This is a genomic window from Pseudomonas sp. GYB4201 (genome assembly GCF_056312595.1).
In genome coordinates this window covers 191,728-214,434 of record NZ_JBWGIG010000004.1, presented here as the reverse complement: position 1 = coordinate 214,434, position 22,707 = coordinate 191,728, and the positions used below count along the sequence as shown (strand labels likewise).

Genomic DNA, 22,707 nt, shown 5'->3' with positions numbered 1-22,707 from the left:
AGGGCAAGGCAAAGTTCCCGTTCAGGCCAGGCCCAGCACCTTGAACACGAACCCGTACTCCAGCGCCACGTCACGCAGGCCCTGGTAGCGGCCGCTCATGCCGCCGTGGCCGGCGCCCAGTTCGGTCTTGAGCAGCAGCAGGTTGTCATCGGTGCGGGTAGCCCGCAGGCGTGCCACCCACTTGGCCGCTTCCCAGTACTGCACGCGGCTGTCGTTGTAGCCGGCCACCACCAGGGTGGCGGGGTAGGCCTGGGCGCTGACGTTCTCGTAGGGCGCGTAGCCCTTGATGCGCGCGTACACCTCCGGTTCTTCCGGGTTGCCCCATTCGTCGTACTCGGTGACGGTCAGCGGCAGGTCGGGATCGAGCATGGTGTTGAGCACGTCGACGAACGGCACCTCGGCGATGGCCGCCTTGAACAGCTCCGGGCGCTGGTTCAGCACCGCGCCAATCAACAGGCCGCCGGCGCTGCCGCCGCTGATGGCCAGCTGGTTGCTGCTGGTCAGGCCCTCGGCGATCAGGTGCTCGGCGCAGGCGATGAAGTCGCTGAAGGTGTTGCCCTTGTGCTCCTGCTTGCCGGCGCGGTACCAGGCTTCGCCCAGCTCGCCACCGCCGCGCACGTGGGCGATGGCGAAGGCCACGCCACGGTCCAGCAGGCTCAGGCGCGCGTGGGAGAACCACGGGTCGAGGCTTTCGCCATAGGCACCGTAGCCGTACAGGTACAACGGCGTGGGCTGGCCCAGGGTGTCACGGCGGGCCACCAGGCTGATGGGAATGCGCGTGCCGTCGCTGGCGGTGGCCCACAGGCGCTGGCTGACGTAGGCATCGGCGTCGAACGGGCCGAGCACCGGGGTTTCCTTCAGCACTTGCTGCTCACCCGTGGCCAGGATCAACTGGCGTACCTGGGCCGGGCGGTTCAGCGCCTCGTAGCGCAGGCGGATGCGCGCGCTGATGAACTCCAGGCTGTCGGACACGTGCAGGCTGTAGGCCGCGTCCGGCAATTGCACGCGATAGCTCGCCAGGCCCTGTGGGTGCACCTCGATGATCGGCAGGCCGCCCTCGCGCAGGCTCAGGGTAAAAGCGTGGGCGTTGAGGGTCACGCCCTCGAGCATCACGTCGTCGCGGTGGCCGATCAGCGGCTGCCAGCGCTCGCGGGTCGGCACCAGGCCGTCGTCCGGGGCCTGCAGCAGGGCGAAGTTGATGCCGTCCTGGTTGCTGCGGATGAACCAGGCCCACTGGCCGTCGAGCTGGCCGTGGTCGGGGTAGTACTCGTGGTCTTCCACCCGTGGCGCCAGGCACTGGAAGGCCTGGTCGGGGTGGTTGGCGTCCAGCACCCAGGCTTCGCTGGTGGTCTTGCTGTTCAGCAGCAGGATCAGCTGGCGCTCGGAGCTGGCGCGGTAACAGTGCAGGAAGAACCGACCGTCGGTTTCCTCGAATACCAGCTCGCAGGCGTCGCTGCCCAGGCGGTGCCGGTACAGCTTGTGCGGGCGATGGGTGTCATCCAGCTCGCCGAAGAACAGGGTCTGGCTGTCATTGGCCCAGGTCATGCTGCCGTCGCAGTCGTCGAAGGGCAGTTCGCTGACGTTACCGTTGGTCAGGTCCTTCACGTACAGGCGGTAGATCTCGTCGCCGCTGGTATCCAGGCTGTAGGCCAGCAGGCGGTGGTCGGGGCTGACGCTGAACGCGCCCAGGGACAGGAAACCGCCGGCCGCCAGGGCGTTGGGGTCCAGCAGCAGCTCTTCGCGGCTTTCATCCACGGTGGGGCTGTCGTCGGCCGGGCGCGGGCAGCGGTAATGCCGGGCGTATTCGTCGCCGGCGGTGGTGCGGGTGTAGTACAGGTACGGGCCCCAGGGCGAGGCCAGGGACAGGTCGGTCTCGCGGATCCGGCCCTTTATTTCCTCGAACAGCTGTTCGCGCAGCTCGGCCTGGTCGGCCAGTTGTGCTTCCTGGTAGCCGTTTTCGGCCTTCAGGTAATCCAGTACCTCGTCGCTGTCGCGCTCCTGCAGCCAGGCGTACGGGTCGGCGCCGTCGGCCTTGCGGGCGATCGGGGCGCGTGGGGCGGTGGCTGATGGGGGCATGGGCGGCTCACTTTGCAGTAGGTTTTGGCGGCGCCCGGCGGGCCATTTGGCATGGGGGGCGCCTGCACGGCGAAAAGTCGTTATCATAAGCGCCTATTTGCCTGCCTTGCCACGGACACCATGACCGAGAACGACTATTTCCTCGCCTGGGGTATCTACGCCTTCGCCGCCTTCGGTTGCCTGATGGTATGGCTGCGCCTGACCACCTGGATCTGGCGCTGGCTGCGCCAGCCACTGCGCATTGTGATGGCAGTGCTGCTGTTCACCCCCACCATCGTCGACCCCGGCAAGGGCATGTTCGCCCCGGCCGTGGCCATGACGGCCCTGGACATCCTGTTCAAGGACGCCGGGCACGCGCTGCCGGCCATGTCGGACCTGGCCATGTACAGCCTGATCGCCCTGGTGCTGTACGTGATCTACGCCCTGATCCGCTGGCCCATCGAGCGCAGCAGCCGCGCGCGCCGCGCTGAGCAGGCGGCTCGCGACGAAGCGCTGGCCAAGGCCGACGCCCAGCGCCGCGACGAGCCGGACGAGCCCTTCGGTGCTGGCGACCGCTATGGCCGCACGCCGCCAACCCCGACGCCACCCAGCCCGGCCGGGCGCATGCGGGTCGAGCCGCGCCTGTAAGCCATCAAGAGAGCCGCCATGTGTGAATTGCTGGGCATGAGTGCCAACGTGCCGACCGATATTGTCTTCAGCTTCACCGGGCTGATGCAGCGCGGCGGCCGCACCGGCCCGCACCGCGACGGCTGGGGCATTGCCTTCTACGAGGGCCGTGGCCTGCGCCTGTTCCAGGACCCGGCCGCCAGCAGCGAATCGCAGGTGGCCGAACTGGTGCAGCGCTACCCGATCAAGAGCGAGGTGGTGATCGGCCACATACGCCAGGCCAACGTTGGCAAGGTCTGCCTGTCCAACACCCACCCCTTCGTGCGCGAGCTGTGGGGGCGTAACTGGTGCTTCGCCCACAACGGCCAGTTGGCCGATTTCAACCCGGCGGCCACCTTCTACCGGCCGGTGGGTGACACCGACAGCGAAGCGGCCTTCTGCGACCTGCTGAACCGCGTGCGCGAAGCGTTCCCGGAGCCGGTGGAGGTCGAGCAGTTGCTGCCCACCCTGGTCGAGGCCTGCGCCCACTACCGTTCCAAGGGCGTGTTCAACGGCCTGCTCAGCGACGGCGACTGGCTGTTCTGCTTCTGTTCGACGAAACTTGCCCACATTACCCGGCGCGCGCCGTTCGGCCCGGCCCGGCTCAAGGACGTGGACGTGACCGTCGACTTCCAGGCCGAGACCACCCCCAACGACGTGGTGTCGGTGATTACCACCGAACCGTTGACCGATAACGAAACCTGGAACCGCTACGAGCCTGGCCAATGGGCGCTTTGGCGCCGCGGCGAGTGCGTGCTCCAGGGCACCACCGACTAGGAAGCCACACATGCTGCGAAGTTACCTGCGACTGGTGCTGTTCGCCGTCGGACTGCTGCTGGGCGTGCAAGTGCCCGGGTTGATCAACGACTACGCCCACCGCGTGGAAGCCCACCTGATGGAGGCGCAGCAGAGCCTGCGCGGCTTCCAGGACACCGCCGACAAGTTCTTCAACGGTGACCTGCAGGCGCTGATCGCCCACTACCGCGAAAGCACCGACCCGGTGTTCCAGAGCGATAGCCAGAGCCTGGGCACGCTGATCAACCGCCACCAGGCGCTGGACAGCGAATGGATGGCCCTGCAGGGCCCCTGGTGGACCCGCGACTGGCACGTGCTGACCGCCGCCGACCCGCAGATCAGCCAGGAAACCCTCAACGGCTACACCTACCAGGTGCTGCTGGTGCCTGAAGCCATCGGCTGGGGTGTGGGCGTGGCCTTCGTGCTGGCGCTGGTGCTGGAATGCCTGATCATGCTGCCGGCCTGGACCCTGTACGGCGTGCGCAAGTACAAGGGCGAAGTGCCCGAGCACTGGCGCTAGCCGGCGCCGCCGGACGCGCAGTTCCCGTAGCAGCGGCCGCAGGCCGCGTCATGGGCGCCGCGGTTTTGCGGGTGGCCTCGGACGCAGCCTTCGGCAGCTGCTACGCGGTTCCTGTAGCGGCTGCCGCAAAGGTTATTTGGACAGGAAACGCATCCCTTCTTCCAACCCGCGCAGCGTCAGCGGGTACATCTGGTCCTCGATCAACTCGCGCACGATGTTGGTCGACGCCGTATAACCCCAGGTGTCCTTCGGATACGGGTTGATCCAGATCAGCTTCTTGTACTTCTCCATGAAGCGCTGCATCCACACATACCCGGCTTCCTCGTTCCAGTGCTCGACGCTGCCACCCGGCTGGGTGATTTCGTACGGCGCCATGGCCGCGTCGCCGACGAAGATCACCTTCCAGTCCGGCCCGTACTTGTGCAGCAGGTCCTGGGTGGCGGTGCGCTCCGAGGTGCGGCGCATGTTGTTCTTCCACACCGACTCGTAGACGAAGTTGTGGAAGTAGAAGTACTCCAGGTGCTTGAACTCGGTCTTGCAGGCCGAGAACAGCTCCTCGCAGATCTTCACGTGGGCGTCCATGGAACCGCCGATGTCGAACAGCAACAGCAGCTTCACCGTGTTGCGCCGCTCGGGGCGCATCTGGATGTTCAACAGGCCGGCGTCGCGGGCGGTGTGGTCGATGGTGCCGTCGATGTCCAGCTCCTCGGCGGCGCCCTGGCGGGCGAACTTGCGCAGGCGGCGCAGGGCCACCTTGATGTTGCGCGTGCCCAGCTCCACCTGGTCGTCGAGGTTCTTGTACTCGCGCTGGTCCCACACCTTCACGGCCTTGCCCTGGCGCTTGCCGGCGTCGCCGACGCGGATGCCCTCGGGGTTGAAACCGCCGGAGCCGAACGGGCTGGTGCCGCCAGTGCCGATCCACTTGTTGCCGCTGGCATGGCGTTCCTTCTGTTCTTCCAGGCGCTTCTTGAACTCTTCGATCAGCTTGTCGAGGCCGCCCAGGGACTGGATCTGCGCGCGCTCCTCGTCGGTAAGGCTGCGTTCGAATTCCTTGCGCAGCCATTCCTCGGGAATCAGCGCCTGCAGATGGTCGTCGAGCTTTTCCAGGCCGTTGAAGTAGGCGGCGAAGGCACGGTCGAACTTGTCGAAATGGCGCTCGTCCTTCACCAGGATGGCCCGCGACAGGTAGTAGAACTCGTCCATGTCGGCGAAGGTCACCCGCGCCTGCAGGGCGTTGATCAGGTCCAGCAGTTCACGCACCGAGACCGGCACCTTGGCGGCGCGCATCTCGTTGAACAGGTTGAGCAGCATGGCAGGCCCCTCAGCGGTTGCCGCGTCGGCTCATGAACGCCAGGCGTTCGAGCAGTTGCACGTCCTGCTCGTTCTTCACCAGGGCGCCGGCCAGCGGCGGGATGGCCTTGGTGGGGTCGCGCTCGCGCAGCACCGCTTCGCCGATGTTGTCGGCCATCAGCAGCTTCAGCCAATCCACCAGCTCGGAAGTAGAGGGCTTCTTCTTCAGGCCTGGCACCTTGCGCACGTCGAAGAACACATCCAGGGCTTCGCTCACCAGCTCTTTCTTGATGTCGGGGTAGTGCACGTCGACGATCTTCTGCAGCGTGGTGCGGTCGGGGAAGGCGATGTAGTGGAAGAAGCAGCGGCGCAGGAAGGCGTCCGGCAGTTCTTTCTCGTTGTTGGAAGTAATGATGATGATCGGGCGCTGCTTGGCCTTGATGGTCTCGTCGATTTCGTAGACGTAGAACTCCATCTTGTCGAGTTCCTGCAACAGGTCGTTGGGGAACTCGATGTCGGCCTTGTCGATCTCGTCGATCAGCAGAATCACCCGCTCCTCGGACTCGAAGGCCTCCCACAGCTTGCCTTTCTTCAGGTAGTTGCGCACGTCGTGCACCTTGTCCACGCCCAGTTGCGAGTCGCGCAGGCGGCTCACCGCGTCGTACTCGTACAAGCCCTGGTGGGCCTTGGTGGTGGACTTGATGTGCCAGGTGATCAGGCGCGCACCGAAGGATTCGGCCAGTTGCTCGGCGAGCATGGTCTTGCCGGTGCCCGGCTCACCCTTCACCAGCAGCGGGCGCTGCAGGGTGATGGCCGCGTTCACCGCCAGTTTCAGGTCGTCTGTGGCGACGTATGCCGCGGTGCCTTCGAACTTCATGTGTGCCTGTCCTCTGTTCCGAGAGTTTGTTATGGCAGCGACTATAACGCGCGGCCCGGTCGAATGTGAACGCAGCACCACTATTCAGTCGCTGAATGAACACGACAGAGGCAATCAGCCGCCTTCTTTCGGCGGTGCCTGCTCGTATCTGGCGTTGAACGCCTGGACGAAGCCGTTGCGCAAGATCTCCCAGAAGGCTTCCAGGGCGCTGATGTCCTGGCGGTGCACGCTGCCGCTGAGGTCGACGCGGGTGGCGAACTGGTTTTTCTGCTGGTTCTTGAGCAGGGTCTGGGTGCCGCCGACGATGGCTTCCCACACCGAGCGGAAGAAGCTCTTGTTCTTGTTTTCCACGTCCTGCTGCCAGTTGAACACTTCGACGTTGTGCAGCAGTGGCTTGATGTAGCCGGTCAGCTGGCCTTTTTTCGCCGTGGCTTCGATGACCACGTCGCCGGTGCCGGCGTTGAAGTCGAACTTGCCGTAGGCGCTGCTGAAGTCGTTGACCTTGCGCAGCTCGATGCCGGTGGTGCGCAGGCGGAACTGGAAGTCCTCGAAGTTGCTGAAGGGGTCGAAGGTGGCGGTGGTTTCCAGCGGTGCCTGGCCGAACAGATGGGCGTGGCCTTCGAAGCGGGCGTTGCGCTTGCCCTGTTTGTCGGCGACGTTGGTGAGGTTGAAGATGCTGGCGTTGACCTGGTCGGCGGACAGTTTTACCGGCGGCTTGGAGCTGAAGTTGCGGAAGGTGATGGTACCGTTGTCGATGCGCACCTCGTCGAGGGTGATGGGCAGCAGTTTGTTCATCTGCGCGCGCCAGTCGGTGCCGGCACCGGTCTGCGAGGCCTGCTTGTTGGCGCCGCCGTCGACGAAGTTGAGCTCGGGGTCGACGAACTCCGCCTTGGCCACCACGGCATGGTCGTACCACAGCGACGACCAGCTCACCGACAGGTCGATCAGTGGCGCAGTCAGCAGCGGCACCGGCACCTTGCCGTCGACCTTGACGATCTCCAGGCCATTGATCTTGTAGGCGCCGCGCCACAGCGCCAGGTCGACGTCGGCCACGTGGCCGCGGTAGGCGCCCATGTCGGCCAGCTTGTCGTTGAGGTAATTGCGCACCACGTAGGGCAGGGCGACGTGTACCACGATCAGCAACAGCACAATGACTGCCACCGTCCACAAGGGCCAGCTGTAGCGACGTTTCATGATGCGCATGTCCGGGACCGTATACAGGCATTGACCTGCGGCCACCGCATCCGTTCGCACTGGACTCGCCAGGCCCCCGGGCTTACCCTTGAATTTTTACGCTGGTGCATAAGGACCTCCTGCCATGAGCCGCATTTTCGCTGACAACGCGCATTCCATCGGCAACACGCCGCTGGTGCAGATCAACCGCATCGCCCCGCGCGGCGTGACCGTGCTGGCCAAGATCGAGGGCCGCAACCCGGGGTATTCGGTCAAGTGCCGCATCGGTGCCAACATGATCTGGGACGCCGAAAGCAGCGGCAAGCTCAAGCCGGGCATGACCATCATCGAGCCCACTTCGGGCAACACCGGCATCGGCCTGGCGTTCGTCGCCGCCGCCCGCGGCTACAAGCTGGTGCTGACCATGCCGGCGTCCATGAGCATCGAGCGCCGCAAGGTGCTCAAGGCCCTGGGTGCCGAGCTGCTGCTGACCGAGCCGGCCAAGGGCATGAAGGGCGCCATCGAGAAGGCCGAGGAGCTGGCCAAGGCCAACCCCGACACCTATTTCATGCCGCAGCAGTTCAGCAACCCGGCCAACCCGGCCATTCACGAGAAGACCACCGGCCCGGAGATCTGGAACGACACCGACGGCGCCGTGGACGTGCTGGTGGCGGGCGTGGGCACCGGTGGCACCATCACCGGCATTTCCCGCTACATCAAGCACACCCAGGGCAAGTCGATTCTCTCGGTGGCGGTGGAGCCCATCGGTTCGCCGGTCATCACCCAGGCCATCGCCGGTGAAGAGATCAAGCCCAGCCCGCACAAGATCCAGGGCATCGGCGCCGGTTTCGTGCCGAAGAACCTCGACCTGTCGCTGGTGGACCGCGTGGAGCTGGTCAGCGACGACGAGGCCAAGGCCATGGCCCTGCGCCTGATGCAGGAAGAAGGCATTCTGTGCGGCATTTCCTGTGGCGCCGCCATGGCCGCCGCCGTGCGCCTGGCCGAGAAGCCGGAAATGCAGGGCAAGACCATCGTCGTGATCCTGCCGGACTCGGGCGAGCGCTACCTGTCGAGCATGCTGTTCGCCGACCTGTTCACCGAGGCGGAAAACCAGCAGTAACCCGCCGCCCGTAGCCGCTGCCGCCAGGCTGCGCAGGCCCTGTGCTTCGCTGTAGATCTTCAGCGTAAACGGGGGCCAGCGCAGCCTGGCGGCAGCGGCTACAGGTCTTGACTTGGCTCAATGCCCGTCTTTGCCGCCCACGCAATAATGAATCTCGTCCGGAGCGGCTGTTTAGCTGGCCTCCCAGGGTTTATCATGGCGGACTGCCCATTCAAGGAGTTGTTGCATGACCCTTTCACTCACCGTCAAGCTTGCGGTGCTGATGCTGTTCGTCTGCAGCATCCTTTACGTGCACTTGCGCGGCAAGGCGCGCCTGCCGGTGTTGCGCCAGTTCGTCAACCACTCCGCCTTCTTCGCGCCGTACAACGCGCTGATGTACCTGTTCTCCGCCGTGCCGTCCAAGCCCTACCTGGACCGCAGCAAGTTCCCCGAGCTGGACCTGCTGAAGGACAACTGGGAAACCATCCGCGAAGAAGCCATGCACCTGTTCGACGAGGGCTACATTCGCGCCGCCGAGAAGAACAACGACGCCGGCTTCGGTTCGTTCTTCAAGAAAGGCTGGAAGCGTTTCTACCTCAAGTGGTACGACCAGCCGCTGCCATCGGCCGTGGCCCTGTGCCCCAAGACCGTCGAGCTGGTCAGCCGCATTCCCAACGTCAAGGGCGCGATGTTCGCGCTGCTGCCCGGCGGCAGCCACCTGAACCCGCACCGTGACCCGTTCGCCGGCTCCCTGCGCTACCACCTGGGCCTGTCGACGCCGAATTCCGACGCCTGCCGCATCTTCGTCGATGGCCAGGAATACGCCTGGCGCGACGGCGAAGACGTGATGTTCGACGAGACCTACGTGCATTGGGTCAAGAACGAGACCGACTTCACCCGCGTGATCCTGTTCTGCGACATCGAGCGCCCGCTCAGCAGCCGCCTGATGGGCCGCATCAACCGCAGCGTCAGCGCCTTCCTGGGCCGCGCCACGGCGCCGCAGAACGTCGATGAAGAACGCGTGGGCGGCATCAACCAGGCCTACGCCTGGAGCAAGCGCTTCAGCGACGGCATCGCCGGCAAGGTGAAGAAGTTCAAGCGCGCCAACCCCAAGGCCTACCGCGTCATGCGCCCGGTGCTGGCGGTGGTGGTGCTGACTGCCCTGGGCTACTGGCTGTTCGGCTAAGCCCCGTGCCCCGGCCGCTCGGCCGGGGCCCTGCTGCCTTATTGACCCAGCACGGCGGCGCCGGCGCGGGCAATTTGCGCGTCAAACTCCGACTTCACCCCTGACACGCCAATGGCGCCAATCACCTGGCCGTCGTGGACGATCGGCACCGCGCCTTCCAGGCAGGTCATGATGTCCACCGACAGGAACGAGTTGCGGCCGTTGTTCACCAGCTCTTCGTAATACTTCGACTCGCGGCCGCTGATGGCCGAGGTGCGGGCCTTCTCGGGGGCCAGGTAGGCGGTGCTGGAGGCGGCGCCGTCCAGGCGTTCCAGGGCCAGCAGGTGGCCGCCGTCATCGACGATGGCGATGGTCACGGCCCAGTGGTTCTGCAGCGCTTCGGCGCGGGCGGCGGCCATGATTCGGGTGGTTTCGGTGTGGCCCAGTACGGCTTTGGTGCGCATCGATCAGTCCTTTTATTGGGTGGGGCAACTGCCGTTATCTTCACACGCGGCGGGATGCTTTGTCCCATCAATGGCGACTTATCAGAACGGCGCCGATGGCCTAGGCTAGAGCCATTGCCTTCAAGGACCACGTTGATGACCACTCGCACCTTCGGTGACCTGCAACACGACCCGGTTTCGCACCTCCACTACCGCCTCAGCCCGGCCAGCGGCCCGGTGCGCGGGCGCCTGTTGCTGCTGCACGGGGTGGGCAGCAACGAGCGCGGCATGGTGGCGCTGGGCGAGCACATGCCCGGCGACTTTGAAGTGCTGGCGGTGCAGGGGCCGCTGGCCATCGGCCCGCAGCAGTTCGCCTGGTTCAACGTGCAGTTCGGGGAGCAGGGCCCGGTGATCAACGCCGAGCAGGCCGAAGCCAGCCGCCGCCAGCTGCTGGCCCTGGCGCAGGCGCTGCCGCCGCTGCCCACGGTGATCGCCGGTTTCAGCCAGGGCGGCATCATGAGCGCCAGCAGCGGCCTCACCGCGCCAGCGCTGTTCAAGGGCTTCGGCCTGCTCAGCGGCCGCATCCTCCCGGAAATCGCCGTGCGGTTGGCCGGGCCGCTGGAGCTGTCGGCGCTGAAGGCGTTCGTCGCCCACGGCATTCACGACAACAAGCTGCCGGTCAGCTGGGCCGAGCGCGCCGACCAGTTCCTCAACGAACTGGGGGTGCGCCACGAGCTCAAGCTGTACCCCATCGGCCATGAACTGAGCGGCGCAGTGGTGGCAGATTTCGTCGAGTGGTTGAACGCACTGATCCCGGCGTAAGCCGGAAGGGTGCCCGTAGCAGCTGCCGAAGGCTGCGTCCGCTGGCAACGCGATCCAACCCTTGCTATAGTCGGCCTTCACCAGATAACGAGCACCCCATGGCCACCTCCTGCTTCCCCACCGGCAAACCTCGCACAGCTCACGCTGTCGGCGTGCCGCGCGTGGACCAGCAACCGGCCATGCTCGGTCAATATCCCCCTCCTGTCGTTCAGACGCCCGTGTGTGCAGTCGTTGCACCCCCTCCAGGCGTTGTTCCTGCGGTCTGACCCGCACATCAAAACACTGAACCCGGCTGTTTAGCCGTGCTGGCCTTGATTGGCCCGAATGACAGGTGCATACATGTTTGCCTTTTCGAAAGACTCCGTGGCCTCGGCGGCCTCGACCATCCTGTTCGTCCTGCTGTGGAGCAGTGGCGCCATTTTCTCCAAATGGGGCTTGGCCCACGCCTCGGCGTTCGCCTTCCTGCTGTGCCGTTTCGCCATCGCCCTGGTGGCGCTGGTACTGCTGATCCCGGTGCTCAAGCTGCGCCTGCCCGGCACTCGGCAAGGCGTGCTGTACGCCATTGCCACCGGCCTGGTGCTGCTGGGCGCCTACCAGATCTTCTACATCCTGGCCTTGAGCCTGAAGGTCACCCCCGGGGTGATGGCCACGGTGATGGGCGTGCAGCCGATCCTCACCGCCGTGCTGGTGGAGCGTCGCCATTCCTTCACCCGGCTGTTCGGGCTGTGCCTGGGGCTGGCAGGGCTGGTGCTGGTGGTGTTCCAGAGCATCGGCATCGCCGGCATGTCCATGGCCGGCATGGCCTTCGCGCTGCTGGCCATGCTCAGCATGACCCTGGGCTCGATCATGCAGAAGCGCATCAGCACCGACCCGCTGGGCACGCTGCCGGTGCAGTACGCGGCGGGCATGCTGCTGTGTGCGTTGTTCACGCCCAGCCAGCCGTTCCACATCGAGCACAGCCTGTCGTTCTACGTGCCGGTGCTGTACATGGGGCTGGTGGTGTCGGTGCTGGCCACCTTGCTGCTGTACCGCTTGATTGCCCGCGGCAACCTGGTGAACGTCACCAGCCTGTTCTACCTGGTGCCGGCGGTGACGGCGGTGATGGACTGGCTGATCTTCGGCAACCGCCTGGCGCTGCTGAGCGTGGCGGGCATGGGCCTGATCGTGCTGGGGCTGGTGTTCGTGTTCCGCAAGGCCTAGGGCCTCAGCGCTTGCGCTTGAGGGTCTCGCTGGGCAGTTCGTCGAACAGCGCCCGGTAGCTGCTGGAGAAGCGCCCCAGGTGCCAGAACGACCAGTGCATCGCCACCTCGGCCACCGTGGTGGCGCTGCCCTGGGCCTTCAGCAGTTCGCGGTGCGCGTTGTTCAGCCGCTTCAAGCGCAGCCACTGCGCCGGCGCCATGCCGGTGTAGGCCTTGAACGCCTGCTGCAGCTGGCGCAGCGACACTTCGGCGACGCTGGCCAGCTCCACCAGGTTCAGGGTCTCGTCCGGCACATCGGCTGCCCATTCGAACACCCGCTTCATGATCCGCCGTTCCGCAGCGCGGCGTTGCAGCGCGCTGCCGTCCAGGCCCACCGAGGCGTGGTCGAGGATGAACAGGCAGTCGTCCAGCAGCTGCGCGGTCAGCGCCTCGCGGTCGGGGGCGTGCTCGGCCTGGGCCAGGCGGGTGAGGGTGCTGCTCAGCCAGCGGGTGAACAGCGCGTTCTGGCCGCAGCTCAGCGGCGCCATGAACAGCCCGGCCAGGCGCGCGCTGTCCAGGCCGTGCTCGCGGACAAACTGCGGGCCGAACACCACGGCCACCTCGCGGTAGTTCTCCGGGGTGATCCAGATGTTGCGGCTCTCGCCGTTGAGCAAATACAGCGACTGCTCGCTCAGGTCGAAGCAGAACGCCAGCGAGCCCTTGGGCGCACTGAAATGCTGCTCCACGCGGGTGTTCATGCCTTCTTCGTAGATTTCCACGCCCTGCAGGTCGAGGTAGCGGATGCGGCCGCGGAAATGCCCGGGCGACATCTGCTGGTAGTCCTGCACCCAGCCGGGGGTGACCTGGATCTGTTCGGCAAAGCTGCCGGTGTCGAAGGCCTGGACGTTAAGCGAAAAAGGCTCTTTCATGCGATGACCTTGGCGCACCATAATGGTGCATTTCGGCGTGCGTAAAATGGATAGATGGTTATAAGCCGCTTGCGCAAGATATAAGGGAACGCGCCCAAGGGGAAGAGACACCCCAAGCCTCATTCCGGTGAGGGAAAAAACATACAATACCGGCGCTCACATCATCCACGACGAGGTCTTTATGAATGCCCCCTTCGACCAACTGTCCAGTTGGCTGAAAGATCACAAGATTACCGAGGTTGAATGTGTGGTCAGCGACCTGACCGGCATCGCCCGCGGCAAGATAGCACCCACCAACAAATTCCTGCACGAGCGCGGCATGCGCCTGCCGGAAAGCGTGCTGTTGCAAACGGTAACCGGGGATTTTGTCGACGACGACATCTACTACGACCTGCTGGACCCGGCGGACATCGACATGATCTGCCGCCCGGACCCTTCGTCGATCTACGTGATCCCGTGGGCCATCGAGCCCACGGCCATCGTCATCCACGACACCTTCGACAAGCAGGGCAACCCGGTCGAGCTGTCGCCGCGCAACGTCTTGAAGAAAGTCCTCAAGCTGTACGCCGACAAGGGCTGGCAGCCTATCGTGGCGCCCGAGATGGAGTTCTACCTGACCCAGCGCTGCGAAGACCCGGACCTGCCCCTGCGCGCGCCGCTGGGCCGCTCGGGCCGCGCCGAAAGCGGCCGGCAGTCGTTCTCCATCGACGCCGCCAACGAATTCGACCCGCTGTTCGAAGACGTCTACGACTGGTGTGAAGCCCAGGGCCTGGACCTGGACACGCTGATCCACGAAGACGGCCCGGCGCAGATGGAAATCAACTTCCGCCACGGCGACGCCCTGGACCTGGCCGACCAGATCACCATCTTCAAGCGCACCATGCGCGAGGCGGCGCTCAAGCACAACGTCACCGCCACCTTCATGGCCAAGCCGGTGGGCGACGAGCCGGGCAGCGCCATGCACCTGCACCAGAGCGTGGTCGACATCGCCACCGGCAAGCCGATCTTCGTCAACGAAGACGGCAGCAAGAGCCAGCTGTTCCTCCACCACATCGGCGGCTTGCAGAAGTACATTCCCAAGCTGCTGCCGATGTTCGCGCCCAACGTCAACTCGTTCCGCCGCTTCCTGCCGGACACCTCGGCACCGGTGAACGTGGAGTGGGGCGAAGAGAACCGCACCGTGGGCCTGCGCGTGCCGGACGCCAGCCCCGAAGCCATGCGCGTGGAAAACCGCCTGCCGGGCGCCGACGCCAACCCTTACCTGGCGATCGCCGCCAGCCTGCTGTGCGGCTACCTGGGCATGGTCGAGCACATCGAGCCGAGCGCGCCGGTGGAAGGCCGGGCCTACGAGCGCCGCAACCTGCGCCTGCCGATCACCATCGAGGACGCCTTGGCGCATATGGAAGAGTGCGACACCGTGATCAAGTACCTGGGCGAGAAGTTCGTCCGCGGCTACGTGGCGGTGAAACGTGCCGAGCATGAAAACTTCAAGCGGGTCATCAGCTCCTGGGAGCGTGAATTCCTGCTGCTGAGCGTGTAAGCAAAAAAACCATTAGAAAAGTACCAACGGAGTGAGTCGAATGCGTTTACTGAAATCCATGTTACCCGCGGCGCTGGCGCTGCTGTGCGCCACCGGCGCCCATGCCGAAGGCTCTGTCAGCGTCTACAACTGGACCGACTACATTGGTGACACGACGCTGGCGGATTTCACCGCCAAGACCGGCATCAAGGTGGTGTACGACGTATTCGACTCCAACGAGACCCTGGAGGGCAAGTTGCTGGCCGGCCACACCGGCTACGACGTGGTGGTGCCCTCCAACCATTTCCTGGGGCGCCAGGTAAAGGCCGGGGCGTTCCTGAAACTGGACCGCTCGCAGCTGCCGAACTGGAAAAACCTGGACCCCAAACTGATGGCCCTGCTGGAGAAGAATGACCCGGGCAACGAGCACTCGGTGCCGTACCTGTGGGGCACCAACGGCATTGGCTACAACGTGGACAAGGTGAAGCAGGTGCTGGGCGTCGACCACATCGACTCCTGGGCCGTGCTGTTCGAGCCCGAGAACATGAAGAAGCTCGCCAAGTGTGGCGTGTCGATGATGGACTCGGCCGACGAAGTGATGCCCGCCGTGCTCAACTACATGGGTATGGACCCGCGCAGCAACAAGCCGGAGGACTACGCCAAGGTCAAGGCCAAGCTCAAGACCGTGCGCCCGTACGTCACCTACTTCCACTCGTCCAAGTACGTCTCGGACCTGGCCAACGGCAACATCTGCGTGGCCTTCGGCTACTCGGGTGACGTGTTCCAGGCCGCCAACCGCGCCAAGGAAGCCAAGAACGGCATTCATATCGCCTACGCCATTCCCAAGGAAGGCGCCAACCTGTGGTTCGACCTGCTGGCCATCCCCGCCGACGCCGCCGACGTGAAAGAGGCCCATGCCTTCATCAACAACCTGCTCGACCCGCAGGTAATCGCCAAGGTCAGCGCCACCGTGGGCTACGCCAACCCCAACGTCGAGGCCAAGCAGTACATGGACCCCGAGTTGCTGAGCAATCCTGAGGTCTACCCGCCCCAGGAGGTGCTGGACAAGCTGTACATTTCCACCGCCCCGACGCCGGCCATCATGCGCTTGATGACCCGCGACTGGACCGACATCAAGTCAAACCGCTGACAGCGAGAAGTGTGATGGTGATGCATTCAGAACATGCCCGTTCCTACTACGCGGCAACCGCCGGCCAGATGCCTGACTACCCCTGCCTGGGGGAGGACCTGGTCGCCGATGTGTGCGTGATAGGCGGTGGCTTCACCGGCGTCAACACGGCCCTTGAACTGGCCGCGCGTGGCTTGTCGGTGGTGCTGCTGGAAGGGCGGCGAATCGGCTGGGGCGCCAGTGGCCGCAACGGCGGGCAACTGATCCGTGGCATCGGCCACGCGGTGGACGGTTTCGCCCGCTACGTGGGCAACGACGGCGTGCGCTACCTGGAGCAGGCGGGCATCGAGTCGGTGGCGGTGGTGCGCGAGCGCATCGAGGCCAACAACATCGACTGCGACCTGCGCTGGGGCTTCTGCGAACTGGCGAACACCCCGGCGCAGTTCGCCGCGTTCGCCGAGGAACAGCGCTGGCTGGGCGACATCGGCTACAGCCATGCAACCCGCATCGTCGGCCCGGGGCAGATGAGCGAAGTGGTGGCCAGCGACCAGTACGCCGGCGGCTTCATCGACATGGGCTCGGGGCACCTGCACCCGCTGCGCCTGGTGCTGGCCGAAGCGCGGCTGGCCCAGGCCCAGGGCGTGCGCATCTTCGAGCACAGCCCGGCGCTGGAGATCATCCACGGCAGCACCGTGCAGGTGCGCTGCGCCGGCGGCACGGTGCGCGCCGGCCACCTGGTGCTGGGCTGCAACGCCCACCTGGATGACCTGGAGCCACGCCTGAGCGGCAAGGTGCTGCCCGCCGGCAGCTACATCATCACCACCGAACCGTTGAGCCGCGAGGTGGCGCAGAGCCTGATCCCGTTGGACCTGGCGCTGTGCGACCAGAAAGTGGGCCTGGACTACTACCGCCTCACGGCCGACCGCCGCCTGCTGTTCGGCGGCGCCTGTCACTATTCGGGCAAGGACCCGGCGGACATCGGCGCCTACATGCGGCCGAAGATGCTCAAGGTGTTCCCGCAACTGGCCAACGTGAAATTGGACTACCAGTGGGGCGGCATGATCGGCATCACCGCCAACCGTTTCCCCCAGGTAGGCCGGCTCAGCCAGCACCCCAACGTGTACTACGCCCAGGGCTACAGTGGGCATGGGGTGAACGTTACCCACTGGACGGCGAAACTGCTGGCCGAGGCCATCCATGCCGGCCACAGCCACGGCTTCGACGTGTTCAGCAAGGTGCCGCACATGACCTTCCCGGGCGGCAAGGCCCTGCGCTCGCCGCTGCTGGCGCTGGGCATGGCGTGGTACCGCCTCAAGGAAATGCTGGGCTGACACCCATCCCCGTAGCAGCGGCCGCAGGCCGCGTCCAGAAGCACCGCGTAATCCCTTATGGGAGCGGCGTTGCGGGACGCGGCCTGTGGCCGCTGCTACAGGGGTTTTGTGGGTTTCAGGACGAGATACAACGCCAAGCCAATCAACACCCCGCCATACAGGTGCGCCCACGACAGCGGCTCGCCCAGCAGCAACGCCCCCCACAACACGCCGAACGCCGGGATCATGAAGGTCACGGTGCTGGACTTCACCGGGCCGATGTCGGTCAGCAGGCGGAAGTACAGGATGTAGGCGAACGCCGTGCACACCAGGCCCAACCCCAGCAGCGACCCCCATACCTCCCAGCCGCCCCAGCTGGCCGGCGGGGCGATGGCTACGCTGGCGGCGCACAGCGGCGTCAGCAGCAGGGTGGCGCCAAGCATGCTGCCCAGGGCCGACAGGCGCGGGTCCAGGCCGCCTTGCTGGTCCAGCCAGCGCCGGGCCAGGAAACCGGCGAAGCCGTAGCAGGTGGTGGCCAGCAGGCAGGCCACGGCGCCCAGGGCCAGTTGCAGGTCGAAGGCCACGGGGCCGGCGCGGGTGAGGATGCCGACGCCGAACAGCCCGGCGAACACCCCCAGCAGCTTGAGCGGGGTCAGGCGCTCATGGAAGAACAGGCCGCCAATCAAAACGCCCATCAGCGGCGTGGTGGCGTTGAAAATCGCCGAATAGCCGGCCGGCAGCACCTGGGCGGCCACCGAGTACAGGGTGGCAGGCATGCCGGAGTTGATCATGCCCAGCAGCAGGCAGGTCTTGAGCTTGCCCTGGAAATCCCACTTCACGCGCATCAGGCCCAGTATCACCAGCAGGCCGGTAGCGGCGATGGCCACGCGGAAAAAGGCCGTGGGGAAGGCGCCCAGCACCGGGGCAATGACGCGCATGAACAGGAAGCTGGCACCCCAGACGGCGGCAAGCAGCAACATGTTCATGAGGGAGGCAGGTTTCAAGGGGATCTCCAGATCCGGTGGGCAGGGCGGCAAGTCTCCTAGAGCACGCCTGCGTTGGCAACCACCCTCGTAGCCGCTGCCGAAGGCTGCGCTGGCCCAGTGCCCCGCTGCAGATCGCCAGTGTACACACCGGCCAGCGCAGCCTTCGGCAGCGGCTACAAACAATGGTTGCTACGCTTGGGGTTCGCCCCCTTCGCAGAGGCTTCACCCATGGCGCAACAATGGCCGGCCGCCGAGATCGCCCGCACCATCCTCGACGGCTTCGACGACTACCGCGAACATTTCCGGCTGATCACCGACGGCGCCCGCGCGCGGTTCGAGCAGGCCCATTGGCAGGACATCCAGCAGGCGTCGGCGGCGCGCATCAACCTGTATGAAGAGAAGGTGGCGCAGACCGTGGGCGCCCTGCGCGAGGGCTTCGAACACCCGGTGCTGATGGACGTCAGCCTGTGGCCCTTGGTGAAAAGCGCCTATATCCGCCTGATTGACCTGCGTTTCGACGATGAACTGGCCGAGACCTGGTACAACTCGATCTTCTGCGGCCTGTTCAGCCATGACCTGATCACCGACGGCTGCATGTTCATCCACACCACGCGCCCCAGCCTGCGCGGCGAGCGCGCGCCGCAGACGCGCACCTACAAGCCCAACGGCCAGCTGGGCAATATGCTCGCCCAGGTGTTCCGCGACTACCGTTTCGAGGTGCCCTACGCCGACCTTGAGGGCGATATCCAGCGCCTGCAGGGTCATTTGCGCGAGCACCTGCCCGACTGGGTGTGCAAGGACAGCGAGCTGTGCCTGGAGCTGTTTTCCTCGGTGCTGTACCGCAACAAGGGCGCCTACCTGGTCGGCCGCCTGTACACCCGCGACGAGCAGTGGCCGGTGGCGATTGCGTTCCTGCACCGCGAAGGGCAGGGCGTGCGCGTGGATGCGCTGATCACCGACGAGGCCGAGGTGTCGATCATCTTCTCCTTCACCCGCTCGTACTTCATGGTGGACGTGCCGGTGCCGGCCGAGTTCGTCGGCTTCCTCAAGCGCATCCTCCCGGGCAAGCACATCGCCGAGCTGTACACCTCCATCGGCTTCTACAAGCACGGCAAGTCGGAGTTCTACCGCGCACTGATCCGCCACCTGGCCAAGACCGACGACCGTTTCATCATGGCCCCCGGCGTGCGTGGCATGGTCATGTCGGTGTTCACCCTGCCGGGCTTCAACACAGTGTTCAAGATCATCAAGGACCGCTTCTCGCCCTCGAAGAACGTCGACCGCAATACCGTCATCGAGAAATACCGCCTGGTGAAAAGCGTCGATCGCGTGGGGCGCATGGCCGACACCCAGGAGTTCGCCGATTTTCGCTTCCCCCAGAGCAAGTTCGACCCCGAGTGCCTGGCCGAGCTGCTGGAGGTGGCGCCTTCCACCGTGCAGTTGGAAGGCGACACCGTGCTGATTCGCCACTGCTGGACCGAACGGCGCATGACGCCGCTGAACCTGTACCTGGAAAGCGCCAACGAGCCCCAGGTGCGCGAGGCGCTGGAAGACTACGGCCTGGCCATCAAGCAACTGGCAGCGGCGAACATCTTCCCCGGCGACATGCTGCTGAAGAACTTCGGCGTCACCCGTCACGGCCGCGTGGTGTTCTACGACTACGACGAAATCAGCTACCTCACCGAGGTGAACTTCCGCTACATCCCGCCGCCGCGTTTTCCCGAGGACGAGATGTCCTCCGAGCCGTGGTATTCCATCGGCCCCCACGACGTGTTCCCGGAGGAGTTTCCGCCGTTCCTGTTCGCCGATGCGGGCCAGCGCAAGCTGTTCAGCCAGTTGCACGGTGAACTGTACGACGCCGATTACTGGAAAGGCCTGCAGGGCGCGATCATGGACGGCAAGGTGATCGACGTGTTCCCTTACCGCCGCCAGCAGCGGGATAACGAATAAGGGTCAGAACAGCGAGCGCTGGGCCTGCAGTACCAGGGTGCCGTCGCACCAGCTGTTCTGGCCCGAGTAGGCCTCGCAGCTGGCGCCGCCCAGGCTGGAGCCGCTGTAGATGAGGTTCAGGTCCACGCCCATGAACGCCCGCGACAGCTGCACCGACCAGTCGCTGAAACCGCGCACTTCGCTGCCGTCGCCGATGGTGTAGGGCGTGTCGAGCTGGTGGTCGCCGACCTTCACGCGCACGCCGAAGTCCAGCAGCGGCACGTGGCCGAAGTCGGCGAACAGGGTGCTGTCGTGGCGCCCCGGGTCATCGCTGAAGGCTGCGCCGAAACGGGTGCTGAGCACGGTAAGGCCGGCGTACACCTCGTGGCTGTCGTTGGTGGCAAGGTCGGGGAAGGTGTAGTGGATCACGCCCACCTCGTAGCCCAGGCTCTGGGTGAGTGAGCTCTTGAAGCCGGTGTAGGTGTCGATTTCCATGCTGGTGGACGCGGTCAGGCCCATGCTGGGTGTCCACTGGCCGAAGTACCAGCCGCTGTCGCTGCTCAGGTCCACGCCGCCGTGGACGGTGTCGGAGGTCGCGGGTTTGACCAGGCCCTGGGCCATGCTGCGCGCCGGGTTGGTGCCGATCTGCAGGCTGTAGTCGCCCAGGTCACGCTGCAACTGCACTGGTTGCGCGTTCGCACATTGGGCCGCCAGCAAGGTGGCTGCAAAAAGTAGGCTGGGCTTGAGCATCATGCTCCTCCCGGGCTGGAAGGCTTGATCTAGAGGGGTGAAGCATACCGGGCAACGAAGCTGGTTTGATACCGTTCGTCGGGTTTACCTGCGCCGATGGGCAGAAAGGCTACGCGGGGAGGTGAAGCGGAGGCGGTGGGCCAGGCAGCCCACGAGCCTCAGGGGTATTACTTCTTGCCCAGGCTGATGTGGCGCGACGGCGTGAAAGTCTGGCCGCTGACGCCCTTGGCGATCTGCTGGATTTCACCACCGGACTTGAGGAAGGCGGCGATCTGGTCGTTGATCGATTCGCTGGTTTCCACGGCCGGAGCGGGCTTGGCTTTGCTGTTGGAGGCTTTAACACGCATGGCTGCCATTCACCTGTGCAATTTTCAATACGGCCGGTGATTATACCGCAAGGGGGCTTTAATTGCTGGGCTAATATTGGTCTGGAAATAGCTTAATAGTAATTTGTCAATCGTTCGTTTTATTTTAATTTGTCGGCCCTAAGCGTTTGTTTTAAATGGGAAGTTTGTGTTGAAACGGCCGTCGGGCACCGGCCTTGGCCAGGTCAGGCGACCAATGGCCTGACGAACGGGGCGCCAAGCCCTTGAAAATCAAGGCTTGGCGCAGTGGGGCAGCGGCAGCCGGGGATCTGGGGTAGAATGCGCCCACGTAACGAGGGTTTTTTGAAATGGCTTTAGTCGGGCGCTACAACAGTTTGCAAGTGGTTAAACATACGGACTTCGGTTTATATCTGGACGGTGGCGCCGACGGCGAAATACTGCTGCCCAACCGTTATATTCCGAAAGATATTCCCAGTGAAGATGAAGACTGGTTGAATGTGTTCGTGTACCTGGACAGCGAAGACAAGTTGCTGGCCACCACGGAAAAGCCAAAAGTTCAGGTAGGCGAGTTCGCCAGCCTGAAAGTCGTCGAAATCAACAGCATCGGCGTGTTCCTGGACTGGGGCCTGCCCAAGGACCTGCTGCTGCCGTATTCCGAAGAGAAGCGCGAGCTCAAGCAGGGTGACTACTGCGTGGTGCATGTCTACCTGGACAAGCGCACCAAGCGCATCACCGCCACCGCGCGCCTGGACCGCTACCTGGACAAGTTGCCGGCCAACTACAGCGTCGGCCAGGAAGTTGACCTGCTGGTGGCCGAGGAAACCGACATGGGTTTCAAGGCCATCATCAACAACAAGCACTGGGGCCTGATTCACAAGAACGAAGTGTTCAAGTTCCTGCGCTCGGGCAAGCAGGAAAAAGGCTTCATCAAGGAGCTGCGCAGCGATGGCAAGATTGCCCTCAGCCTGCAACCGGTGGGTGAGCAACTGACCAGCAGCCTGCACAGCCAGATCCTCGGCAAGCTGCGTGACAACAATGGCGTGCTGCCGGTCAGCGACAAGAGCGACCCGGCCGTGATCAGCGGCCTGTTCGGCGTGAGCAAGGGCAACTTCAAGAAGGCCATCGGTGCCCTCTACAAGGAAGGCAAGCTGGTGATTCATGCCGACCGCATCGAATTGACCTGAAGCCCTTGAGCTAGACACCCGGCGTGAACTTTTCGCGCCGGGCTTGGGCCTACACTGTACGAACCCCTTTCGAGGCAGTGTACCGATGAAAAAAGCCCTGATCGCCTACGTCAGCACCCTCCTGGTCATCCTTGTACTCGACGCCCTGTGGCTGGGCGTGCTCATGAGTCCCACCTACAAACAAATGCTCGGCTCGCTGATGCGCGACAAGCCCTTGCTCGGGCCGGCGGCAGCGTTTTACCTGCTGTATGCGCTGGGCGTGGTGGTGCTGGCGGTGTGGCCGGGGGTGAACGCGGGCAGCGTCTGGCGCGGCCTGGGGGTGGGGGCGATGCTGGGGCTGGTGGCCTACGGCACCTACGACCTGACCAACTGGGCCACGCTGGTGGGCTGGCCGCCGTTGCTGGTGTTCATCGATATCTTCTGGGGCATCGTGGTGTCGGCGCTGGCGGCGGCCGTTGGGGTGTGGGCAACCAGCAAATGGGCGTGAGGCTGGACGCGGGGGGGGGGGGGGGGGGGCCCCCCCCCCCCCCCCCGGCCCCCCGGGCCCGGCACGGGGTTGACC

General features: G+C 64.7%; 22 protein-coding genes. 13 read left to right on the top strand and 9 right to left on the bottom strand.

Features of this window, described 5'->3' with window-relative positions; genetic code table 11:
• Window positions 1–21 precede the first annotated feature (21 nt).
• A complete protein-coding gene (locus AC0Z2B_RS05760; RefSeq protein WP_476295540.1) occupies window positions 22–2,076 on the bottom strand; it encodes a S9 family peptidase in 2,055 nt (684 codons plus the stop codon).
• Window positions 2,077–2,196: 120 nt separating this feature from the next.
• Between AC0Z2B_RS05760 and AC0Z2B_RS05755 the strand changes: the two genes are divergently transcribed.
• The 3 genes from AC0Z2B_RS05755 to AC0Z2B_RS05745 are packed head-to-tail and all read left to right on the top strand — an operon-like array spanning window position 2,197 to window position 4,036.
• Window positions 2,197–2,703, top strand: a complete 507-nt coding sequence (locus AC0Z2B_RS05755; RefSeq protein WP_473004297.1) for an MFS transporter — start codon at window positions 2,197–2,199, stop codon at window positions 2,701–2,703.
• An 18-nt stretch (window positions 2,704–2,721) separates the two neighbouring features.
• On the top strand, window positions 2,722–3,498 hold the full coding sequence (locus tag AC0Z2B_RS05750) for a class II glutamine amidotransferase (RefSeq protein WP_416426516.1): 777 nt from the start codon (window positions 2,722–2,724) through the stop codon (window positions 3,496–3,498).
• Window positions 3,499–3,508: 10 nt separating this feature from the next.
• A complete protein-coding gene (locus AC0Z2B_RS05745; protein ID WP_416426515.1) occupies window positions 3,509–4,036 on the top strand; it encodes a DUF2937 family protein in 528 nt (175 codons plus the stop codon).
• Between the two features lie 132 nt (window positions 4,037–4,168).
• Here the strand turns inward: AC0Z2B_RS05745 and AC0Z2B_RS05740 are convergent, their stop codons facing one another.
• The 3 genes from AC0Z2B_RS05740 to AC0Z2B_RS05730 form a co-directional block, all read right to left on the bottom strand.
• Window positions 4,169–5,347, bottom strand: coding sequence for a vWA domain-containing protein (locus tag AC0Z2B_RS05740; protein WP_476295538.1), 1,179 nt, complete (start codon window positions 5,345–5,347; stop codon window positions 4,169–4,171).
• Window positions 5,348–5,357: 10 nt separating this feature from the next.
• Window positions 5,358–6,203, bottom strand: a complete 846-nt coding sequence (locus AC0Z2B_RS05735; protein WP_027977089.1) for an AAA family ATPase — start codon at window positions 6,201–6,203, stop codon at window positions 5,358–5,360.
• 114 nt (window positions 6,204–6,317) lie between these two features.
• Window positions 6,318–7,397 carry a DUF748 domain-containing protein gene (locus tag AC0Z2B_RS05730; protein ID WP_476295537.1) on the bottom strand — a complete coding sequence of 360 codons (1,080 nt, stop codon included), beginning with the start codon at window positions 7,395–7,397 and terminating at the stop codon, window positions 6,318–6,320.
• Between the two features lie 124 nt (window positions 7,398–7,521).
• On the opposite strand from AC0Z2B_RS05730, the gene cysK reads away from it, so the two are divergent.
• Both cysK and AC0Z2B_RS05720 read left to right on the top strand, forming a co-directional pair.
• A complete protein-coding gene (gene cysK, locus AC0Z2B_RS05725; protein ID WP_416426510.1) occupies window positions 7,522–8,496 on the top strand; it encodes a cysteine synthase A in 975 nt (324 codons plus the stop codon).
• Window positions 8,497–8,722: 226 nt separating this feature from the next.
• Window positions 8,723–9,661 carry an aspartyl/asparaginyl beta-hydroxylase domain-containing protein gene (locus AC0Z2B_RS05720; RefSeq protein ID WP_416426508.1) on the top strand — a complete coding sequence of 313 codons (939 nt, stop codon included), beginning with the start codon at window positions 8,723–8,725 and terminating at the stop codon, window positions 9,659–9,661.
• A gap of 38 nt (window positions 9,662–9,699) precedes the next feature.
• Here AC0Z2B_RS05720 and AC0Z2B_RS05715 read toward each other — a convergent pair whose 3' ends face one another.
• Complete coding sequence (locus AC0Z2B_RS05715) at window positions 9,700–10,104, bottom strand: heme-binding protein (RefSeq protein ID WP_416426506.1); 405 nt, start codon at window positions 10,102–10,104, stop codon at window positions 9,700–9,702.
• Window positions 10,105–10,239: 135 nt separating this feature from the next.
• On the opposite strand from AC0Z2B_RS05715, the gene AC0Z2B_RS05710 reads away from it, so the two are divergent.
• Both AC0Z2B_RS05710 and AC0Z2B_RS05705 read left to right on the top strand, forming a co-directional pair.
• Complete coding sequence (locus tag AC0Z2B_RS05710; RefSeq protein WP_476295535.1) at window positions 10,240–10,905, top strand: alpha/beta hydrolase; 666 nt, start codon at window positions 10,240–10,242, stop codon at window positions 10,903–10,905.
• A 339-nt stretch (window positions 10,906–11,244) separates the two neighbouring features.
• Window positions 11,245–12,105: a DMT family transporter gene (locus AC0Z2B_RS05705; RefSeq protein ID WP_476295534.1), complete on the top strand. Its 861-nt coding sequence runs from the start codon at window positions 11,245–11,247 to the stop codon at window positions 12,103–12,105.
• A 4-nt stretch (window positions 12,106–12,109) separates the two neighbouring features.
• On the opposite strand, the gene AC0Z2B_RS05700 is transcribed toward AC0Z2B_RS05705, so the two are convergent.
• A complete protein-coding gene (locus AC0Z2B_RS05700; protein ID WP_416426502.1) occupies window positions 12,110–13,012 on the bottom strand; it encodes a helix-turn-helix domain-containing protein in 903 nt (300 codons plus the stop codon).
• A gap of 181 nt (window positions 13,013–13,193) precedes the next feature.
• Between AC0Z2B_RS05700 and AC0Z2B_RS05695 the strand changes: the two genes are divergently transcribed.
• The 3 genes from AC0Z2B_RS05695 to AC0Z2B_RS05685 are packed head-to-tail and all read left to right on the top strand — an operon-like array spanning window position 13,194 to window position 16,991.
• Window positions 13,194–14,552 (top strand): glutamine synthetase family protein, encoded by a 1,359-nt coding sequence (locus AC0Z2B_RS05695; RefSeq protein ID WP_416426500.1) that lies wholly within the window; start codon window positions 13,194–13,196, stop codon window positions 14,550–14,552.
• Window positions 14,553–14,592: 40 nt separating this feature from the next.
• Window positions 14,593–15,681, top strand: coding sequence for a polyamine ABC transporter substrate-binding protein (locus tag AC0Z2B_RS05690; RefSeq protein WP_476295533.1), 1,089 nt, complete (start codon window positions 14,593–14,595; stop codon window positions 15,679–15,681).
• A 20-nt stretch (window positions 15,682–15,701) separates the two neighbouring features.
• Window positions 15,702–16,991: an NAD(P)/FAD-dependent oxidoreductase gene (locus AC0Z2B_RS05685; protein ID WP_416426498.1), complete on the top strand. Its 1,290-nt coding sequence runs from the start codon at window positions 15,702–15,704 to the stop codon at window positions 16,989–16,991.
• Window positions 16,992–17,086: 95 nt separating this feature from the next.
• Here AC0Z2B_RS05685 and AC0Z2B_RS05680 read toward each other — a convergent pair whose 3' ends face one another.
• On the bottom strand, window positions 17,087–17,956 hold the full coding sequence (locus AC0Z2B_RS05680; RefSeq protein WP_476295570.1) for a DMT family transporter: 870 nt from the start codon (window positions 17,954–17,956) through the stop codon (window positions 17,087–17,089).
• 228 nt (window positions 17,957–18,184) lie between these two features.
• Between AC0Z2B_RS05680 and aceK the strand changes: the two genes are divergently transcribed.
• A complete protein-coding gene (gene aceK / locus AC0Z2B_RS05675; RefSeq protein WP_476295532.1) occupies window positions 18,185–19,906 on the top strand; it encodes a bifunctional isocitrate dehydrogenase kinase/phosphatase in 1,722 nt (573 codons plus the stop codon).
• Window positions 19,907–19,909: 3 nt separating this feature from the next.
• Here aceK and AC0Z2B_RS05670 read toward each other — a convergent pair whose 3' ends face one another.
• Window positions 19,910–20,635, bottom strand: coding sequence for a TorF family putative porin (locus AC0Z2B_RS05670; protein WP_476295530.1), 726 nt, complete (start codon window positions 20,633–20,635; stop codon window positions 19,910–19,912).
• Window positions 20,636–20,802: 167 nt separating this feature from the next.
• Window positions 20,803–20,991: a hypothetical protein gene (locus AC0Z2B_RS05665; RefSeq protein WP_027977102.1), complete on the bottom strand. Its 189-nt coding sequence runs from the start codon at window positions 20,989–20,991 to the stop codon at window positions 20,803–20,805.
• 317 nt (window positions 20,992–21,308) lie between these two features.
• On the opposite strand from AC0Z2B_RS05665, the gene AC0Z2B_RS05660 reads away from it, so the two are divergent.
• Window positions 21,309–22,145: a CvfB family protein gene (locus AC0Z2B_RS05660; RefSeq protein ID WP_416426495.1), complete on the top strand. Its 837-nt coding sequence runs from the start codon at window positions 21,309–21,311 to the stop codon at window positions 22,143–22,145.
• Between the two features lie 85 nt (window positions 22,146–22,230).
• Window positions 22,231–22,632, top strand: coding sequence for a DUF2177 family protein (locus tag AC0Z2B_RS05655; RefSeq protein ID WP_416426494.1), 402 nt, complete (start codon window positions 22,231–22,233; stop codon window positions 22,630–22,632).
• The last annotated feature ends 75 nt before the right edge of the window (window positions 22,633–22,707 follow it).

What these genes read in the sequence shown, in the direction of transcription:
- AC0Z2B_RS05760 (WP_476295540.1), bottom strand. Translation starts at nt 2,076, where the DNA reads ATGCCCCCATCAGCCACCGCCCCACGCGCCCCGATCGCCCGCAAGGCC.
- AC0Z2B_RS05755 (WP_473004297.1), top strand. Translation starts at nt 2,197, where the DNA reads ATGACCGAGAACGACTATTTCCTCGCCTGGGGTATCTACGCCTTCGCC.
- AC0Z2B_RS05750 (WP_416426516.1), top strand. Translation starts at nt 2,722, where the DNA reads ATGTGTGAATTGCTGGGCATGAGTGCCAACGTGCCGACCGATATTGTC.
- AC0Z2B_RS05745 (WP_416426515.1), top strand. Translation starts at nt 3,509, where the DNA reads ATGCTGCGAAGTTACCTGCGACTGGTGCTGTTCGCCGTCGGACTGCTG.
- AC0Z2B_RS05740 (WP_476295538.1), bottom strand. Translation starts at nt 5,347, where the DNA reads ATGCTGCTCAACCTGTTCAACGAGATGCGCGCCGCCAAGGTGCCGGTC.
- AC0Z2B_RS05735 (WP_027977089.1), bottom strand. Translation starts at nt 6,203, where the DNA reads ATGAAGTTCGAAGGCACCGCGGCATACGTCGCCACAGACGACCTGAAA.
- AC0Z2B_RS05730 (WP_476295537.1), bottom strand. Translation starts at nt 7,397, where the DNA reads ATGAAACGTCGCTACAGCTGGCCCTTGTGGACGGTGGCAGTCATTGTG.
- cysK (WP_416426510.1), top strand. Translation starts at nt 7,522, where the DNA reads ATGAGCCGCATTTTCGCTGACAACGCGCATTCCATCGGCAACACGCCG.
- AC0Z2B_RS05720 (WP_416426508.1), top strand. Translation starts at nt 8,723, where the DNA reads ATGACCCTTTCACTCACCGTCAAGCTTGCGGTGCTGATGCTGTTCGTC.
- AC0Z2B_RS05715 (WP_416426506.1), bottom strand. Translation starts at nt 10,104, where the DNA reads ATGCGCACCAAAGCCGTACTGGGCCACACCGAAACCACCCGAATCATG.
- AC0Z2B_RS05710 (WP_476295535.1), top strand. Translation starts at nt 10,240, where the DNA reads ATGACCACTCGCACCTTCGGTGACCTGCAACACGACCCGGTTTCGCAC.
- AC0Z2B_RS05705 (WP_476295534.1), top strand. Translation starts at nt 11,245, where the DNA reads ATGTTTGCCTTTTCGAAAGACTCCGTGGCCTCGGCGGCCTCGACCATC.
- AC0Z2B_RS05700 (WP_416426502.1), bottom strand. Translation starts at nt 13,012, where the DNA reads ATGAAAGAGCCTTTTTCGCTTAACGTCCAGGCCTTCGACACCGGCAGC.
- AC0Z2B_RS05695 (WP_416426500.1), top strand. Translation starts at nt 13,194, where the DNA reads ATGAATGCCCCCTTCGACCAACTGTCCAGTTGGCTGAAAGATCACAAG.
- AC0Z2B_RS05690 (WP_476295533.1), top strand. Translation starts at nt 14,593, where the DNA reads ATGCGTTTACTGAAATCCATGTTACCCGCGGCGCTGGCGCTGCTGTGC.
- AC0Z2B_RS05685 (WP_416426498.1), top strand. Translation starts at nt 15,702, where the DNA reads ATGCATTCAGAACATGCCCGTTCCTACTACGCGGCAACCGCCGGCCAG.
- AC0Z2B_RS05680 (WP_476295570.1), bottom strand. Translation starts at nt 17,956, where the DNA reads ATGAACATGTTGCTGCTTGCCGCCGTCTGGGGTGCCAGCTTCCTGTTC.
- aceK (WP_476295532.1), top strand. Translation starts at nt 18,185, where the DNA reads ATGGCGCAACAATGGCCGGCCGCCGAGATCGCCCGCACCATCCTCGAC.
- AC0Z2B_RS05670 (WP_476295530.1), bottom strand. Translation starts at nt 20,635, where the DNA reads ATGCTCAAGCCCAGCCTACTTTTTGCAGCCACCTTGCTGGCGGCCCAA.
- AC0Z2B_RS05665 (WP_027977102.1), bottom strand. Translation starts at nt 20,991, where the DNA reads ATGGCAGCCATGCGTGTTAAAGCCTCCAACAGCAAAGCCAAGCCCGCT.
- AC0Z2B_RS05660 (WP_416426495.1), top strand. Translation starts at nt 21,309, where the DNA reads ATGGCTTTAGTCGGGCGCTACAACAGTTTGCAAGTGGTTAAACATACG.
- AC0Z2B_RS05655 (WP_416426494.1), top strand. Translation starts at nt 22,231, where the DNA reads ATGAAAAAAGCCCTGATCGCCTACGTCAGCACCCTCCTGGTCATCCTT.